Origin of the sequence: Chthonomonas sp. (assembly GCA_016788115.1) — a bacterium.
GTDB lineage: Bacteria > Armatimonadota > Fimbriimonadia > Fimbriimonadales > Fimbriimonadaceae > UBA2391.
Genome location: JAEURR010000009.1, coordinates 69959 through 84715, shown reverse-complemented (window position 1 = coordinate 84715; position 14757 = coordinate 69959). Strand labels below are relative to the sequence as shown.

General features: G+C 59.0%; 17 protein-coding genes. 5 read left to right on the top strand and 12 right to left on the bottom strand.

Going from position 1 to position 14757, the window contains the following annotated elements:
* Together JNM85_11140 and JNM85_11135 are read left to right on the top strand one after the other, a co-directional pair.
* Positions 1-828: an alpha/beta hydrolase gene (locus JNM85_11140; GenBank protein MBL8088609.1), complete on the top strand. Its 828-nt coding sequence runs from the start codon at positions 1-3 to the stop codon at positions 826-828.
* Positions 816-1460 carry a Type 1 glutamine amidotransferase-like domain-containing protein gene (locus tag JNM85_11135; GenBank protein MBL8088608.1) on the top strand — a complete coding sequence of 215 codons (645 nt, stop codon included), beginning with the start codon at positions 816-818 and terminating at the stop codon, positions 1458-1460. The genes JNM85_11140 and JNM85_11135 overlap by 13 nt, the downstream gene beginning before the upstream one ends.
* Here JNM85_11135 and JNM85_11130 read toward each other — a convergent pair.
* The 11 genes from JNM85_11130 to rpsS form a co-directional block, all read right to left on the bottom strand.
* Positions 1457-1615 (bottom strand): hypothetical protein, encoded by a 159-nt coding sequence (locus JNM85_11130; protein ID MBL8088607.1) that lies wholly within the window; start codon positions 1613-1615, stop codon positions 1457-1459. The genes JNM85_11135 and JNM85_11130 overlap by 4 nt on opposite strands.
* A 97-nt stretch (positions 1616-1712) precedes the next feature.
* Entirely contained in the window at positions 1713-3644 is a 1932-nt protein-coding gene (locus JNM85_11125; protein MBL8088606.1) for a hypothetical protein, read from the bottom strand.
* 108 nt (positions 3645-3752) lie between these two features.
* A complete protein-coding gene (gene rplE / locus JNM85_11120) occupies positions 3753-4337 on the bottom strand; it encodes a 50S ribosomal protein L5 (GenBank protein ID MBL8088605.1) in 585 nt (194 codons plus the stop codon).
* A 6-nt stretch (positions 4338-4343) separates the two neighbouring features.
* Positions 4344-4754 (bottom strand): 50S ribosomal protein L24, encoded by a 411-nt coding sequence (gene rplX / locus JNM85_11115; GenBank protein ID MBL8088604.1) that lies wholly within the window; start codon positions 4752-4754, stop codon positions 4344-4346.
* A 3-nt stretch (positions 4755-4757) separates the two neighbouring features.
* The gene (gene rplN, locus JNM85_11110; GenBank protein MBL8088603.1) at positions 4758-5129 is read right to left on the bottom strand and encodes a 50S ribosomal protein L14; all 372 of its coding nucleotides are present in this window, start codon (positions 5127-5129) and stop codon (positions 4758-4760) included.
* A 34-nt stretch (positions 5130-5163) separates the two neighbouring features.
* Positions 5164-5436 (bottom strand): 30S ribosomal protein S17, encoded by a 273-nt coding sequence (rpsQ, locus tag JNM85_11105; protein MBL8088602.1) that lies wholly within the window; start codon positions 5434-5436, stop codon positions 5164-5166.
* On the bottom strand, positions 5436-5642 hold the full coding sequence (gene rpmC, locus JNM85_11100; GenBank protein ID MBL8088601.1) for a 50S ribosomal protein L29: 207 nt from the start codon (positions 5640-5642) through the stop codon (positions 5436-5438). Before rpmC ends, rpsQ begins: the two co-directional genes overlap by 1 nt.
* Complete coding sequence (gene rplP / locus JNM85_11095) at positions 5642-6235, bottom strand: 50S ribosomal protein L16 (GenBank protein MBL8088600.1); 594 nt, start codon at positions 6233-6235, stop codon at positions 5642-5644. Before rplP ends, rpmC begins: the two co-directional genes overlap by 1 nt.
* Positions 6222-7028 carry a 30S ribosomal protein S3 gene (gene rpsC, locus JNM85_11090; GenBank protein MBL8088599.1) on the bottom strand — a complete coding sequence of 269 codons (807 nt, stop codon included), beginning with the start codon at positions 7026-7028 and terminating at the stop codon, positions 6222-6224. The genes rplP and rpsC overlap by 14 nt, the downstream gene beginning before the upstream one ends.
* Before the next feature lie 2 nt (positions 7029-7030).
* Positions 7031-7591: a 50S ribosomal protein L22 gene (gene rplV, locus JNM85_11085; GenBank protein ID MBL8088598.1), complete on the bottom strand. Its 561-nt coding sequence runs from the start codon at positions 7589-7591 to the stop codon at positions 7031-7033.
* Between the two features lie 56 nt (positions 7592-7647).
* Positions 7648-7935, bottom strand: coding sequence for a 30S ribosomal protein S19 (rpsS, locus tag JNM85_11080; protein MBL8088597.1), 288 nt, complete (start codon positions 7933-7935; stop codon positions 7648-7650).
* Between the two features lie 311 nt (positions 7936-8246).
* Between rpsS and JNM85_11075 the strand changes: the two genes are divergently transcribed.
* Positions 8247-8513: a hypothetical protein gene (locus JNM85_11075; protein MBL8088596.1), complete on the top strand. Its 267-nt coding sequence runs from the start codon at positions 8247-8249 to the stop codon at positions 8511-8513.
* 82 nt (positions 8514-8595) lie between these two features.
* A complete protein-coding gene (locus JNM85_11070; GenBank protein MBL8088595.1) occupies positions 8596-9762 on the top strand; it encodes an aminotransferase class I/II-fold pyridoxal phosphate-dependent enzyme in 1167 nt (388 codons plus the stop codon).
* Here the strand turns inward: JNM85_11070 and JNM85_11065 are convergent.
* Positions 9738-13286, bottom strand: coding sequence for a DNA polymerase III subunit alpha (locus JNM85_11065; protein MBL8088594.1), 3549 nt, complete (start codon positions 13284-13286; stop codon positions 9738-9740). The two genes, JNM85_11070 and JNM85_11065, sit on opposite strands and share 25 nt — an antisense overlap.
* A gap of 262 nt (positions 13287-13548) precedes the next feature.
* Here JNM85_11065 and JNM85_11060 point away from each other — a divergent pair, with 262 nt between their 5' ends.
* Positions 13549-14703 (top strand): hypothetical protein, encoded by a 1155-nt coding sequence (locus JNM85_11060; GenBank protein MBL8088593.1) that lies wholly within the window; start codon positions 13549-13551, stop codon positions 14701-14703.
* Positions 14704-14757 lie beyond the last annotated feature (54 nt).

The following is a 14757-nucleotide window of genomic DNA, read 5'->3' as shown; positions in this document are numbered from 1 at the left end:
ATGCTCGCGACACTGCTCAGCCTCACTCTCCTCGCGCAAGCTCCGGAGACGATCACATACTCCAAGATTGACGGGGTCGACCTGCAAATGGATGTCTATCGGCCGGCTGCGACCGCAGCGAAAACGCCTGCGTTTGCCGTCGTGGTGATCCACGGTGGAGCTTGGATGGGCGGCAATCGCGTCGACATGCGCGATCTCTGCACCGCGCTTACCAAACAAGGGTTCGTGGCAGCCAGCGTGAGCTATCGCCTAGCACCCAAGTTCAAGTACCCGACGATGATCCAGGACGTCCAGACGGCCGTCCGGTACCTCCGGGCAAACTCCAAGGCGCTCAACATCCGTCGCGACAAAATTGGGGCCGCCGGAGCTAGTGCGGGAGGCCAACTGTCGCTTATGCTCGGCAGCACCGAGTCCCGCATGCGAACCAGTCGCGAAGCCACGAACCAATCGAGCAAGGTCCAAGTGGTTCTTAATCTCTTTGGGCCGGTCGACATGACAATCGCGCAAGACTACGGCCGTGCACTTGACCCCGTCTTTTCGGCGGTTCTCGGAAAACCGCGAGCCGAAGCTGCTGCGCTGATCAAGGCGGCGAGCCCGTACTATTCTTTCACTCGCGAGTCTGCCCCAACGTTCACCATCCACGGGGATAAGGACCCGCTCGTTCCCGTGAACCAAGCCAAAGTTCTGGAGGCGAAGCTCACCGAGCTCAACGTCCCCCATGAGACGCGTATCGTGCCGGGCATGGCGCACGGGATCGATATGAAAGTCCCTGGGACAGGGAAGGCGCTCCAGGACGGGATTGACTACCTACGCAAATGGTTGCGATAGCCGCAGGCGTGCTGCTACTCGCGGGAGGCGGGACGACGCCTGACGAGGTCGTCGAGCGTTTCCTACATGAGATCGGCGGAAAGAACCAGCGCATCGTTGTCCTGGGACAAACGCGCGAGGACCCCAAGCGAGCGCAGTCTTCGGTGGAGTTGCTGAAAGAGCACGGCGCAACGAACGTCTCGCTTTGCGATTCGACGACCTTCGACCGTCACTCACTGAAGGCCCTAGAGCAGGATTGGGCTAGCGTCCGTGGCTTCTGGGTGCCGGGCGGTGACCAGGAACAGTTCATGACTCGGTTCGGCCGCAGGTGGGCGCGCAGCTACTTCCAACGACGCCTAAGCGAAGGGGTCGTGTTCTTCGGGACAAGCGCGGGATCAATGATCTGCAGCGATACGATGATCGCCTACAGCGACCACGCGGGCGCGCCGGTGCTCCAGCAAGGGCTTGGACTCACCCGGCTCATGATCGACACCCACTACCGGGAGCGCAAGCGCCATTCGCGGCTCAAGTCTGCGTTCGAGCAGACCCTTTCGGCTTCCGGCGCGGTGGGCATAGAGACCGGTGAGTGGGTCGTTATCTCTGGGGATCGCGTGATCGAAAGCCACGGGACACCCGAAGTTTTCACGCGCTAGTCTTCGATAGGATCGTCAGTGCTGTTCAAGCGTTCGTTCTGCCGACGCCAACACTCAAGCACAAGCGTTTCCTGCTCGTCGCGACGCGCCTGATCATCGTGATCCAAGTCCCGTGCGGGCACATTGCCCGGTCTCTGGTCCCATCGATAGCTCATGAAGCCTCTCCTCCCAGGCGGGCTCAAGCGAGCCCCCGCAGGAGTTACACCACATTTGGAACGGAGATCCCCCGGTGATGTTCCCGTATCTTCGGACTTAGCGCTGAGCCACCGCTTGGTGGCCCGACTGCAAGAATGCGGTGAACGATTCGGGCGTCAGATCGCTCCCCGCGTGCAAAGCGACGACCTGCTCGGTCTTCGGATCGAGGATCACGTAGATCGGCAGCGTGGTTTGCTTGGTGAGCTTAACTTGCAAGTGAAAGTTCGCCTCGTCCTTGCCTATCCGGTCTGTATAGAGCTTGACGCGGGTGTAACGTTCCAGTTCTTCCCTCACCTTGCCATCTGGGAAAATGTTTTGCTCAACCCAACGGCAGTTCGTGCATGTCACGCCGGTGAAATCGATGAAAACGAGCCCGTTCTTTGCCGAAGCCGAAGCCAGCGAGCCCTTATAGTCCTCCGACCACTCGAGCTCTCCCGCGACCATTGTGCCCTTCTTGCCAGGGTACGGGTCGGGCGGCATGAACGAACCTAGAGTGCCCAGATGGGCTCCCTGGATGCCCGCAAGGAACCACACTGCACACGCGGCGCTTCCAACCGCAACTGCGCGCCGCACCCACCCGATCTTCTGTGCGCTCGAGTCATGCGCCATATGGATCCAGCCCGCCAGATACAACGCGGCGAGGACCATGATGGTAGACCAGATCGAAAGGAACGCCGGCCGGGTGAGAAGCCCCCACTGGTAGACCAAATCAACGTTCGAGATAAACTTAAGCGCGGCGGCGAGTTCCAGGAATCCCATGAACGCCTTGACGGTGGCAAGCCATGAGCCCGACTTGGGCAACTTTGCCAACCACTGCGGGAACAGTGCTAGGAGGAAAAACGGAATTGCAAAGGCGCTACTGAATGCAAGCATCCCCAGGGCCGGATACAAAAGGTCGCCTTGGGTCGCCGCGATCAGGACCGTTCCCACGAACGGGACGGTACAAGTGAACGTGGTCAGACTGAACGTTACCCCCATGAGAATTGGGCCGAGCAAGCCACCCTTGGAGCCGCCAGAGCTAAACCGATTCACCAGTCCGCTTGGCAGCGCGAGCTCGAAGATGCCAAACAAACTCAACGCCAACACGATGAAGAGACCTGCCAAGAACAGGTTCACCACGGGATTGGTCGCCAGCTTTTGGATGCCACTAGCTCCGAAAAGCAGCGTCATCGCTAGCCCAACGATCGTGAACGACGAGATGATGCCAAGGCTATAGGCCGCTGCGCCTCGTACTTGCGAGCGGCCGTCCCCGCCGGTCGATTTGATGAAGTAGTTGACCGTGATCGGGATCATCGGGAAGACGCACGGGGTGAGGAGCGCCAGCAACCCAGCGCCAAACGCCACGGCCATGAAAGCCAGCAGCCCTTCCCTCTTGGCCTTGTCCACCGGGGAGGCGTCTGACTTGGGAGCGGCTGTCGGCTTCTCAGCGGCGTGGCTCATCGAAGTGTTGCCCGGCTGGTCGGGAATCGCGGTGCTCGCCGCATCGAACTCCGGTCGTATCGGGCCACCTGCGGGGATGAGCGCTACGTTGAGCGATTCTTGCGTGGGGCGGAGACAGCTCGTGGCATCGCACGCCTGGTACAAGATGTCGATCTTGAAACTCTGCGACCCCTTTGCGTCAGCACCCAGTTGGAACGGCATCGCAAACCGGACCTGCCCAGAGTGGTACTTGATGTCGAGTTTGAAGTTGGCGTCGAACCGGTCAGCCGGCTTCGGTTCTAAAACCTTGCCAGCGGCGGCAACTTTGGCATCCCCCGGGGCAAGCGTGAGCTTCGTCGGGATTGGCCCCTCGTCACCGTAGGGCTGGAAAGCGTAGATCTTCCACCCTTCCTTGATGTCGGCGGTAACCACAACCCGCCCGAACTCGCCGGGACGCAGGTCTTGCGGTTCGACCATCGCGCTCCAATTGACCACCACGGGCTGAGCTAGGGAAAGAGCTGACAGCGCCAGTACGGTCAGCATGAGGAGAAGGTGGCGAATTCGAAGCATGCGTCCACTAAGTATGCTCGATCGGCGCATTCGGTTCCATAGGACAAAGCAACTGGCCCGTACTTCAACAAGAAGTACGGGCCAGTTTAACGAAGCGAGAAGCCTCGCTTACTTGTCGCGAAGCGGAAGGCCCATAGCCTTCAGGAATACGCGCGCTTCGTCGTCAGTCTTGGCCGTGGTGCAGATGATCACGTCCATGCCTCGGATTTTGTCAAACGTATCGTACGAGATCTCCGGGAACACGAGCTGCTCCTTCAGACCGAGGGCATAGTTGCCACGGCCGTCGAAGCTGTTCGCAGACAGACCTTGGAAGTCTCGGATACGCGGGAGAACCACGGTGCACAGCTTGTCCAGCCAGTGCAGCGCGCGATCGCCGCGCAATGTCACTTTGCAGCCGATCTTGTATCCTTCGCGGAGCTTGAAGTTAGAAACGGCTTGTCGAGCTACGGTCACGATGGGCTTTTGACCCGTAATGATCTGCATATCTCGCATGCAGTTCTCAAGACCCTTGTCATCACCGGCCTTGACGGCCATGTTAAGCACGATCTTGTCGAGCTTTGGCAACTCCATCGGCGACTTGTAGTTGAACTGTTCCGTCAGCTTGGCGGTCACCTGCTCGCGATACACCTTTTTCAGGCGCGGCGCCGGCAATGCGCCAGTCGGCGTCTTCTCGGGGGCGGATTTCTTAGCCATTCGTCGTTAGTCCTTCTTAACAATGTTGGGGGTATCGACGATCGTCTTGCCATCGCTCTTCGAGTAGCGGACGATCTTCTCACCTTCGACCCGGCGGCCCACGCGGCTTGCTTTACCCGCATTGTCCAGAACCATGACATTGCTGACATGGATCGGTGCAGGAAGCGCGATGCGTGCGCCTCGCTCGCCTTGCGAGCGCGGCTTTCGGTGCTTGATGACGCGGTTGAGGGGGATTGGCTGGTCGGCGTTCTCCGGGTTCTCCTGGAGCACGATCACCTTCTGCTCTTTCGGGCTGACGGCGGCGACGAAGCCGGTCTTGCCCTTATCCTTACCGCTGATGATCACAACCTTATCGCCGGTTCGAATCTTCAGCTTGGTGTGCTTGGCCAATTCCTTGATTTCTTTCTTCGTAGGCATGAGTTAAAGCACCTCCGGTGCGAGCGACACGATCTTCATGAAGTTCGCGTCTCGCAGTTCGCGTGCGACCGGGCCAAAGATTCGGGTTCCGCGCGGCTCCATGTTGTTCGGGTTGATGACGACGCAGGCGTTGTCATCGAATCGAAGCATGGATCCGTCGGCCCGTCGAATCGCTTTGCGCGTGCGGACGATTACGGCCTTAACCACTTCGCCCTTCTTGACCGGCATGTTGGGGGTTGCAGACTTGACCGAACCCACAATGAGGTCACCCACGCCGCCGTATCGGGGCTGAGATCCCTTGAGCACGCGAATACACATGATTTCGCGGGCACCGGAGTTGTCTGCTACCTTGAGTCGAGAAAATTGCTGTACCATTTTTGCTTTTCCTTAAGCGGGAATGTCCGGCCGTTTACTTGACCTTTTCGATGATGCGAGTCACGCGCCAGTGCTTGTCGCGGCTGATCGGGCGAGTCTCCATGATCTCTACCGTATCCCCTTCATCGACCTTCTGGCCCAGTGCTGCGTCATCGACGTGCGCCTTGAAGCGCTCGGACTTAAGAACCGTCTTTCCGTACAGCGGGTGCTGAACGCGTCGCTCGACCTTGACGACGACAGTCTTTTCCATCTTGGCGCTAACGACGAGACCTTGGCGGATCTTGCGGCGATTGCGTACTTCACTCATTAGGCGTTCCCTCGCTTCTTCTCTTCGATGATCGTCAAGATGCGCGCGATGTTGTGTCGTCGAACCTTGAGGCTCGACACATCGGTCATCTGGCGGAACACCAAGTCACGTCGCGCCTTGTAAAGCTCTGCTCGCTCCTTGGCCAGCATCTCTTCAAGTTCGGGCACGCTCTTATCACGCATCTCAGCGGCTTTCGTGTCTTTCATTATTCGTTGTCCCCCGTTGCGGTCTGCGTCGCAGGCGCGCCTGCTTCGGCGGCTTCGAGATCAGCAGCAGTCACCTTCTTTGGTCCGTAATGGACCTCACCGCGCTTCGCTCGAATCTCCTTCTTGCGAGCCGCGACAGCGAGTGCGTGCTCCTTGCCGGCTTCCAGGGGGGCGCCGTTCTCATAGTCAGCCTTGGTAACAAACTTGCAGCGGATGGGCATCTTCATGATGGCCAAGCGCATGGCTTCCTTTGCCACATCTTCCGTCGGGCCAGCCATTTCGAACATCACGCGTCCGGGCTTGACAACGGCCACCCATCCTTCGACGGGAGCTTTGCCCTTACCCATGCGCTGCTCAAGCGGCTTCTTGGTGTACGACTTATCGGGGAAGATGCGGATCCAGACCTTACCACCACGTCGAATGTGGCGGGTCATGGCGATACGAGCGGCTTCAATCTGTCGGCTCGTAATCCAGCCACACTCCAGCGCAATGATGGCGAAGTCGCCGAAGTCGAGGAAGTTTCCTCGCGTGGCGATGCCGCACATGCGTCCGCGGTGCATCTTTCGGTGCTTAACTCGTTTAGGCATCAACATTTGCGGGTTTCTCCTCTGTTGCTTGTGGTGCGGGCTGCGGAGTGGCGAGCGCTTCGGCCTGGCCCGGGGCGACTGCCTCTCGGGTTCGGCGCGGTCGAGCGCTCATCTCGGCTTCCTCTGCACGGCGGGCCATTTCGGCGCGCTGCTTATCGGGAAGGACTTCGCCCTTATAGACCCAGACCTTCACGCCGACTGATCCGTAGATGGTGAACGCGGTCGCGGTGCCGTAGTCGATGTCCGCTCGGAGCGTGTGCAGGGGGATCTTGCCGACCTTGTCCTGCTCGCGGCGAGCGATGTCCGAACCGTTGAGTCGGCCCGAGACCTGGACCTTGATTCCGCGACCGTTCATTCGGACGCATCGGGTCATGGCCTGGCGCATGGCTCGACGGTGGCTTACGCGCTTCTCAAGTTGAATTGCGATGTTCTCGGCGATCAGCTGAGCATCGAGCTCGGGCTGTCGAACTTCCGAAACGTTCACCTGGACAACCGAAGTGGGATCGTCGCGGCGAACCATTCGGTTCAAGTTGTCGCTAAGCTCGTCGATACCCTTACCGCCGCGGCCAATGATCGCGCCCGGTCGCGAAGTGAAGATGTTCACCTTGATCCGGTTTGCAGCGCGCTCAATTTCGACGCGGCTCACGTTTCCGATGCCGAGTCGCTTGCGCAGTGCCGTGCGGATTCGGTGATCCTGCTCCAGCGCTACCGAGTAGCCCTTCTTGTCATAGAACCAATGGCTGTCATGCCCTCGGATGACGCCGATACGAAAACCAACTGGATGAATTTTCTGACCCATCGTTATTCCGCCTTCTCGCCTTCGGCATCGGCGACGGGCGCTTCTGGCGCGGCTTCTGCCTCGGTCACGACCGGAGCTTCTGCTTCGGTCTTCACTTCTTCCTCAACCGCTGGAGTCTCTTCCGCAGCCGGTGCAGACGCCTTCGGCTCTGCCTTCTTCGACTTCTTCGGAGCCTCGAACTTCGGTCTTGGCTTCGCCTTGGTACCGTGCGGCTTCACTTCGGCGGCTGGCTCGAAATCTTCCAGCACGACGGTGATGTGCGAGGTCTTCTTCAGGATGCGATTTCCGCGACCCTGGGCTCGCTGACTGACTCGCTTCATGCGAGGGCCCTCGTCGATGCTGATGCGAGCAATCCGCAGAGCGTCGGCTTGTGCGCCGTTGTTCTCGATTGCGTTAGCGATCGCGCTGACCAAAACCTTGCGGAGGAGCTTCGCACCCTTGCTCGGGTGGTACTGAAGCTTGTGGGCGCTCATGACCGCCGGTCCACCCTTGATCTCGTTTGCGACGAGTCGGACCTTGCGGGGCTGCACCTTAACGTATTTTGCAACTGCTCTAACTTCCATGATTCTTTTCACTGCGTGGTAGGCGAAGGAGAACCCTCACCGGACACCGGTTGTCCTTATCGCAGCTTCACTCCTCGGTCGGGGATTCCGGTTGCGTGACCCTTGTAGGTGCGGGTCGGGGCAAACTCGCCCAGCTTGTGGCCGATCATGTTCTCCGTCACAAAGACGGGCACGTGCTTGCGGCCGTCGTGAACAGCGATCGTATGACCGATCATGTCAGGAATGATGGTCGAGCGCCTCGACCAAGTTTTGATGAGTTTCTTTTCTCCAGCGGCATTCATCGCGTCCACCTTCTTTACGAGGTGGTCATCGACGAAGAACCCCTTCTTAATACTTCTTGCCATTGTCTGTGTTCTTTCTCCGGATAGTTGTTCAACGGTCGAAACGTCTGATTCTTGGGCTCCGTCTCTAGAGACAAAGTCGCACTGAATCGGACGCGTCGAACGCAAGTGAACGGTAGCCGTTCTGCGATCAGCCCATAGGCACACGCAGAGAGCACGTCGTCACCGACGCAACAAGGGAGGATACCCGAGCCACCTCGTCAGGTTCAATCCCCCAGGGTCAGAATTTTCGGAGTGGTACCCAGTTGCAAATCGCCCGCGCCGTGGTGCATAATTTGTGTTCGCGCCCCAGGTGCGTCAAAAGGAATTGGATCATGGCGAAGATTTGTCAAGTTAGCGGAAAGAAGGCGAACAGTGCTCAGCACTGCCGCCACCGACACTCGGCGTGGAAATTCCGCGCGCCGCACAAGCCGCGATTCCAAAAGCCCAACCTTCAGACCGTCACCATCAAGACCCCCCACGGCAAGGTCCGGTTGACGATCGCAACTTCGGTCATGAAGTCGCAGATGTTCGCCGCCGTCGTGGCCGGCATCCGACCGATCCCGAAGGCCTGGCTTGCCAAGGCAACTTACGGCGTCTAAGCCTCGACCCGATCCCAGTTTGAGAGACCCGAGCGATAGCGCTCGGGTCTCTTTTTGCAGCGTTCAGTAAACTCGGGCGGTCATGTTAGACTCCCGCAGCGATGAGTGGATCCTTCAGCACGAAGGTGAGTCCGTGCACCATCTCGGTGCCGTTACACCACCGATCTTTCAGACGTCAACTTTCGTGCACGAGTCCGTCGCAGCGTGGCAGGCGGTCACGGACCCCGCCGACCCGCTCGCGCCATACGTCTATAGCAGGCTGACGAACCCCACGCTTGCCGTTGTCGAGGCAAAGCTCGCCGCCTTGGAAGGGACCGAATCTGCGCGGCTAGTCGGCAGCGGAATGGCGGCCATGAGCTCGGCGATTCTCCACTGCGTCAATGCCGGCGACCATATCGTGTCAATCGACACGGGTTACGGGCCTACGATGCGTTTCCTGAAGGAGTACTTGGGTACCAAGTTCGGTATCACCACGACCTTTGTGGACGGTTCGAATACCGAAGCCATTCTCGCGGCGGTCCAGCCGAACACGCGCCTGATTTACCTCGAAACCCCTTCAAGCCTCTTCTTTCAGGTTCAAAACATCCCGCGCATCACAGCTTTCGCTCGCCAGCGCGGCATCCTGACAATGATCGACTCGACCTTCAGCGCGGGCATCCGGTGGAAGCCAGCCGCCCTGGGTGTAGACCTTGTGTGTCACACCGCCAGCAAGTTTTTCGGCGGGCACAGCGACGTCGTCGGGGGCGTCATCGCTGGCTCGCGCGCGCACCTGGACGCAATCCTGGTGAACGAGATTGAGCTACTGGGCAACATCATGTCGCCGTTCGTCGGCTGGCTCGTGCTACGAGGCATGCGAACGCTGAAAGTGCGGCTGGAACACCACGCGCAGACCGCCACCGAGGTCGCCAGTTGGCTTGGCACGCGACCCGAGATCGACCAAGTCATCCATGTCGGTTCGCCCAGTCACCCGCAAGCTGCACTAGCGCAGCAACTTGGCCTCCAGCCCGGAGCGCTTATTTCGTTCACTGTGCACCAAACCGATCGGGCCAAGGTTCACGCTTTTGTGGACCGGCTCAAGGTCTTCCAGATCGGTGTCAGTTGGGGCGGCTTTGAGAGCTTGGCGGTCACGATGACGGCTCAGCCGATGGCCTGGTCGGAACCCAGAGAGCTCGTGCGGATCTATTGCGGACTAGAGTCAGCCCAAGATCTGATCAGCGACCTCAATCAGGCGCTGGTCGCGCTCGCGTAGCTGTCTTCGGCCACGAGATTTGCAAGCATCATGTGCTTTGGCGCACGCTCGATCTCGCAGGAGAAGCAAGCGCGGACGGCATTGACAAACGTATCATCGCCACTCACTCGCGCCCGGAGTTCCACCGGCAGATAGTCGTTCGAATCGCCGGTGACAACCAAACACTGGTAAGCACCCGGATGCTTCGTCACGACATGGGCGAAGTCCCGCATCTGAGTTCGGGTTGCGCGCAGGATCCGGACCGTCATGCTCCCCTCAAGGGTGTCGTCGTCGTCGATGGACGTTGCCTGCTCCACAACCTCAAGCTCACCGATCTCTTCCACCCGAATCTCGATGGTCTTTTCACCACCACCCATGCGCTCGCGGTGGCTGACCACCCCACGGACGACGACGACCCGATCCTTCTCGATCACGTGCGTGAACTTGGAGAAGGTCGCCGGAAAGACCGTCGCCGCGACCTGACCGGTAAAATCCTCCACCACCAGGGACGCCATTTTCTCGCCCCGGCTCTTGGTGATCACCGTGCGCAGGCCTGCGATGACGCCCGCGATCCGAACGGATGCGCCGTCCTCTGCCTCCTCGATGCTCGCGCAAGAGTGGGTGGCCGCGGTCCGTAAAGATCGATCGAGCCCACGGAGTGGGTGGTCCGAAATGTAGATCCCCATGACTTCCTTCTCGTCGCTAAGGGTCTTGGTCCGACCAAAGGGCTCTTTCTCTGGGAGCACCGGATAGTGCGGCTCGTCCGTGGCTTGCTCTGAGGTACCGCCAAACAGCGAATCCTGCCCCGCCTGACGCATACGCACCGCTTGATCGGCGAACACGAGCGCGCCGTCAACGTACGCTAAGAGCTTGGCGCGGTTTTTGTCGATGTCGTTGAGGGCACCGGCCTTGATGAGCGCCTCCAGCGCAGTTCGATTCAGGCCAGCCTCCTTTACGCGCTCGCAAAATTCGTATAGGTGAGTGAAAGGTCCCTTGGCTCGCTCCTCGATGATTCCCGCGACGAGCCCCTCGCCGACGCCCTTGATGGCAGCGAGACCGAACCGGATCGCGTTGTGGGTTTCTTTCGACTTCTTGGAAGCCTGGATCGGCTCGATGCTGAAGTCAGACTGAGATTGATTGACGCTGGGCGGAAGGACACGGATATCCATCTTTCGGCATTCTTCGATGCACGCCGTGACCCGGTCCTCCTTGCTCTGATAGACCGCGAGCAGCGCGGTCATGTACTCCACCGGATAGTTCGCTTTGAGGTACGCGGTCTGGTAGGCGATCATCGCGTAGCAAATGGCGTGCGCTTTGTTGAACGCGTAACCCGCGAACGGGAGCAGCAGCTCCCAAACCGTCTCCGCCGCCGCGGTCTCAACGCCGCGCTCTGCGCAACCTTCCAAGAACTCGACTTTCATCGAGTCCATCGCGTCCTTGTCCTTCTTTCCCATCGCCCTGCGGAGGATGTCGGCCTTCCCGAGGCTGAATCCGGCGAGTGCCTGCACCAGCTTCAGAACCTGATCCTGATAGACAATGACGCCATACGTTTCTTCCAAGACCGGGCGCATCCGCTCGTCGATGAACTTCATCGGTTTACGACCGAACTTGCAATCCACAAACGTCGAGATGTGCTCCATCGGACCGGGTCGATAGAGCGCGACCATGGCTGCGAGTTCACGGACGTTTTGCGGCTTGAGCTCGATGATGTTGCGGCGCATGCCGCCGGATTCAAGTTGGAAGACACCGACGGTGTCCCCTCGACTGAGCATCTCGTAAGTCTTCTGGTCGTCCAGAGGGAAGTTTCGCCAGTCCAAGCGGCCGAGCTCAGGGCGAGTCGCCTGCAGATTCTCGACCGCTCGCGACAGCACGGTGAGGTTCGAGAGTCCCAAGAAGTCCATCTTGAGCAATCCGATTTTCTCCAGGATCCCCATTTCAAACGCGGTGACCGTCTGGCCGTCGTTGCCGCGATACAGAGGGATGTAATCGGTAAGTGGGCCGCGCGAGATGACAACGCCGGCGGCGTGGACACCAGGGTGCCGAGCAATCCCCTCGATGTCCTTCGCGACGTCCACAAGCTGCTGATACCGCGGGCTAGATTGGACGATCTGGCGGAACTCCGCGCTGGATTCGGCGGCCTTCTGAAGCGTCATTCCCGGGACGTTTTGGATTGTCTTGCAAAGCTTGTCGGTTTCTATCGGGGCGTAACCAAGAACCCGGCCCGCATCCTTGATCGCCGCCTTCGCGCCAAGAGTCCCGAATGTGATGATCTGCGCGGTCTGCTCTTTGCCGAATCGCTCGACCACGTATCGGATAACCTCTTCACGCCGGGCGTCCTCGAAGTCCAAGTCGATATCGGGCATCGAGACGCGCTCAGGGTTGAGGAACCGTTCGAAAGTCAGGTCGTACTCGATCGGGTCGACGTCCGTGATTCCCACGGAGTACGACACAAGCGAGCCTGCGGCCGAACCTCTCGCGCCGAAGGCAATTCCTTGCTTGCGCGCGTAGTCGGTGAACTCCTGTACCAACAAGATGTAGTCTTCGTAGCCGGTCCGCTCGATCACTCCGAGCTCGTAGTTCAGGCGCGCCATGGTCTGCTCGTCCAAATCCTTGGCGCGGTCGCGCAAGCCTCGTTCGCACTGCTGGCGAAGGTACTCCGAGCTCGAGACCCCGTCGGGGATGTTCGGCTGTGGCATGGGGGCACGTGACTGCCCAAGCTCGACATCACACATGTCCGCGATGTGGCCTGTGTTCGTCAGCGCTTCCAGATTGTCCGGAAAGAGAGCGGCCATTTCGTCAGTCGATTTGAGATAGAACTCGTCCGTTTCGAACTTCAGGCGCTTCTCATCCGAGACAAGCGAACCCGTGCCAATGCAGAGAAGCACGTCGTGTGCTCGGTTCGAGTCGCGACACAGGTAGTGGGCATCGTTAGTAGCGATGACGGGCAGGTCAAGTTCCTTGGCGATCCGGAGTAGGTCCGGCTTGATGCGTGCTTGCTCCATGAGCCGGTGATCCTGAAGCTCGATAAAGAAGCTGTCCTGGTCAAAGATCTCTTTGTAGAAGCCAGCGCGCTTTTGGGCTTCATCGTACTGCCCCTTCAGCAGAAACTGGCAGACTTCCGAACCCAGGCAGGCGCTCGTGCCGATAAGTCCCTTGGCGTGCTGGGCAAGCAAGTCGTGGTCGATGCGCGGCTTGTAGTAAAACCCTTCGAGCGCAGCCACCGTGTGGAGCTTGCAGAGGTTTCGGTATCCGTCGGCATCTTTGGCCAGAAGCAAGAGATGGAAGGTTTGGTTCTCTTCGCGCCCGGCTTTGTTCAGCCGTCCGTTCGGAGCGACGTACGCCTCCATCCCGATCAGCGGCTTGATTCCCTTCTTCTGGCACTCGGCGTAGAACTCGACCACCCCGAACATCACGCCATGGTCAGTGATCGCGAGCGCACTCTGCCCCAGTTCCTTGGCCCGCGCCACCATTTCCGGGATACGGTTAGCCCCGTCGAGCAGGCTGTACTCGGTGTGGTTATGGATATGGCAGAACGATTCGCACATACGAAGGGGGATGGGGAGAAACTCCCGCGTCTATTTTGACGGATCGCTCCGGTCGAACGATGCGCGCATGACCGCGGTGATTGATTCCCCAGCAAAACTACTGGATTTGGGTGATAGATTGGCCAGTTTGACCTTCAAAGCCCGAGTTGTGAATACGAATTCCACCTTCAAATTTGAGAATTCTGAAGTATTCTTGAGAAGTACAAGTCGTCCCTTGGGTCGGCTACTGAATTCACACAGGAAAACCACAGGAGGAACCATTATGCGACGCAGCATTACTCTCATTGCCGGATTGGCAACACTCACAGTTTCCGCATTTGCACAGCCTTTCTATCTTCGAGGCGGTTTCGATGGATGGCAGGCTAACGTTCTGCTCAACGAAACGTTCGCAGGATCGAACATCTTCGAGGGATCGGCAACGGGTCTCGTCCCAGGCACCGACTTCGAGTTCAAGGCCGCTCAGGCAGGCTGGGACGGCCCCGAGGCTCCGGTATTCGGCGGCAACGCTCGATCTCGAGTCAACCAGAACGGCACGCTGAACGTTCGCTTCTACAACATCGACACTCCGAACGATGGCTGGGAGCCGAACACTCGCCGTCTCGGCATCCTGAACTCGAACTTCGAGGTCTCGCCGGGAACGTGGGTTCCTTCGCCCTACATCCTCGTCGGCAACTTGGTCAACCCGAACTGGTCGCGACCGGGCGTCCCGACCGTCATCGGTGGCGATGGCGTCCGACGCGCGTCGCTCCAGATGGTTAACAACACTGAAGTCGAAGGCAAGTTCGCCGGTGGCAACGTCACGGCAAACCCCAACGACATCGACTGGTCGTACAACGTGGGCGAGCTCTTCGCTTGCAACACGAACAACATCAAGTACACCCCTTCGGTGGCTGGTCTCCACACGTGGGAGCTCGACCTGGCGGGCGGTCGATACCGAACGGTTCAGGCCTTCAGCAAGACGATCAGCGGCACTCTTGACCTCGACGGTTTCACCGGCGATCCTTCCTCGCGCATCTTCACGGTGGAAGTTCGACATGGCGGGACCAACGCGGTGATCGAGACCATCCGAGTCAAGCCCGACGCAGGCGGTGGCTTCACGATCGGTACGGTTGCAAGCGTGACTGCAGTTAACCTTCACATCAAGGGCAACCAATGGCTCTCCCGCAACAAGCTGGACGTCACCGCCAATAACGGAGCGAACACGGTCGGCACGATCACCATGATCAACGGCGACATCAACGACGATAACGCGATCGACTTCTTCGATTACCTTATCCTCAGCGGTGCCTACGAGACTTCGGCAGGCGAATCGCTGTACGATGCCAACCCGTACGCTGACCTGAATGGTGACGGAACGATCGACTTCTTCGACTTCCTGATCCTGAACGCCAACTACGAGAAGGAACCGGATCTCTGAACTTAGAAGTCTAAGTCCACTTCATCGGGAATTGGCCCCGATCTGAATCTTCAG

Coding starts and splice junctions, on each gene's coding strand:
- JNM85_11140 (MBL8088609.1), top strand. CDS start 1: ATGCTCGCGACACTGCTCAGCCTCACTCTCCTCGCGCAAGCTCCGGAG.
- JNM85_11135 (MBL8088608.1), top strand. CDS start 816: ATGGTTGCGATAGCCGCAGGCGTGCTGCTACTCGCGGGAGGCGGGACG.
- JNM85_11130 (MBL8088607.1), bottom strand. CDS start 1,615: ATGAGCTATCGATGGGACCAGAGACCGGGCAATGTGCCCGCACGGGAC.
- JNM85_11125 (MBL8088606.1), bottom strand. CDS start 3,644: ATGCTTCGAATTCGCCACCTTCTCCTCATGCTGACCGTACTGGCGCTG.
- rplE (MBL8088605.1), bottom strand. CDS start 4,337: ATGGCTAAGAAATCCGCCCCCGAGAAGACGCCGACTGGCGCATTGCCG.
- rplX (MBL8088604.1), bottom strand. CDS start 4,754: ATGCCTACGAAGAAAGAAATCAAGGAATTGGCCAAGCACACCAAGCTG.
- rplN (MBL8088603.1), bottom strand. CDS start 5,129: ATGGTACAGCAATTTTCTCGACTCAAGGTAGCAGACAACTCCGGTGCC.
- rpsQ (MBL8088602.1), bottom strand. CDS start 5,436: ATGAGTGAAGTACGCAATCGCCGCAAGATCCGCCAAGGTCTCGTCGTT.
- rpmC (MBL8088601.1), bottom strand. CDS start 5,642: ATGAAAGACACGAAAGCCGCTGAGATGCGTGATAAGAGCGTGCCCGAA.
- rplP (MBL8088600.1), bottom strand. CDS start 6,235: ATGTTGATGCCTAAACGAGTTAAGCACCGAAAGATGCACCGCGGACGC.
- rpsC (MBL8088599.1), bottom strand. CDS start 7,028: ATGGGTCAGAAAATTCATCCAGTTGGTTTTCGTATCGGCGTCATCCGA.
- rplV (MBL8088598.1), bottom strand. CDS start 7,591: ATGGAAGTTAGAGCAGTTGCAAAATACGTTAAGGTGCAGCCCCGCAAG.
- rpsS (MBL8088597.1), bottom strand. CDS start 7,935: ATGGCAAGAAGTATTAAGAAGGGGTTCTTCGTCGATGACCACCTCGTA.
- JNM85_11075 (MBL8088596.1), top strand. CDS start 8,247: ATGGCGAAGATTTGTCAAGTTAGCGGAAAGAAGGCGAACAGTGCTCAG.
- JNM85_11070 (MBL8088595.1), top strand. CDS start 8,596: ATGTTAGACTCCCGCAGCGATGAGTGGATCCTTCAGCACGAAGGTGAG.
- JNM85_11065 (MBL8088594.1), bottom strand. CDS start 13,286: ATGTGCGAATCGTTCTGCCATATCCATAACCACACCGAGTACAGCCTG.
- JNM85_11060 (MBL8088593.1), top strand. CDS start 13,549: ATGCGACGCAGCATTACTCTCATTGCCGGATTGGCAACACTCACAGTT.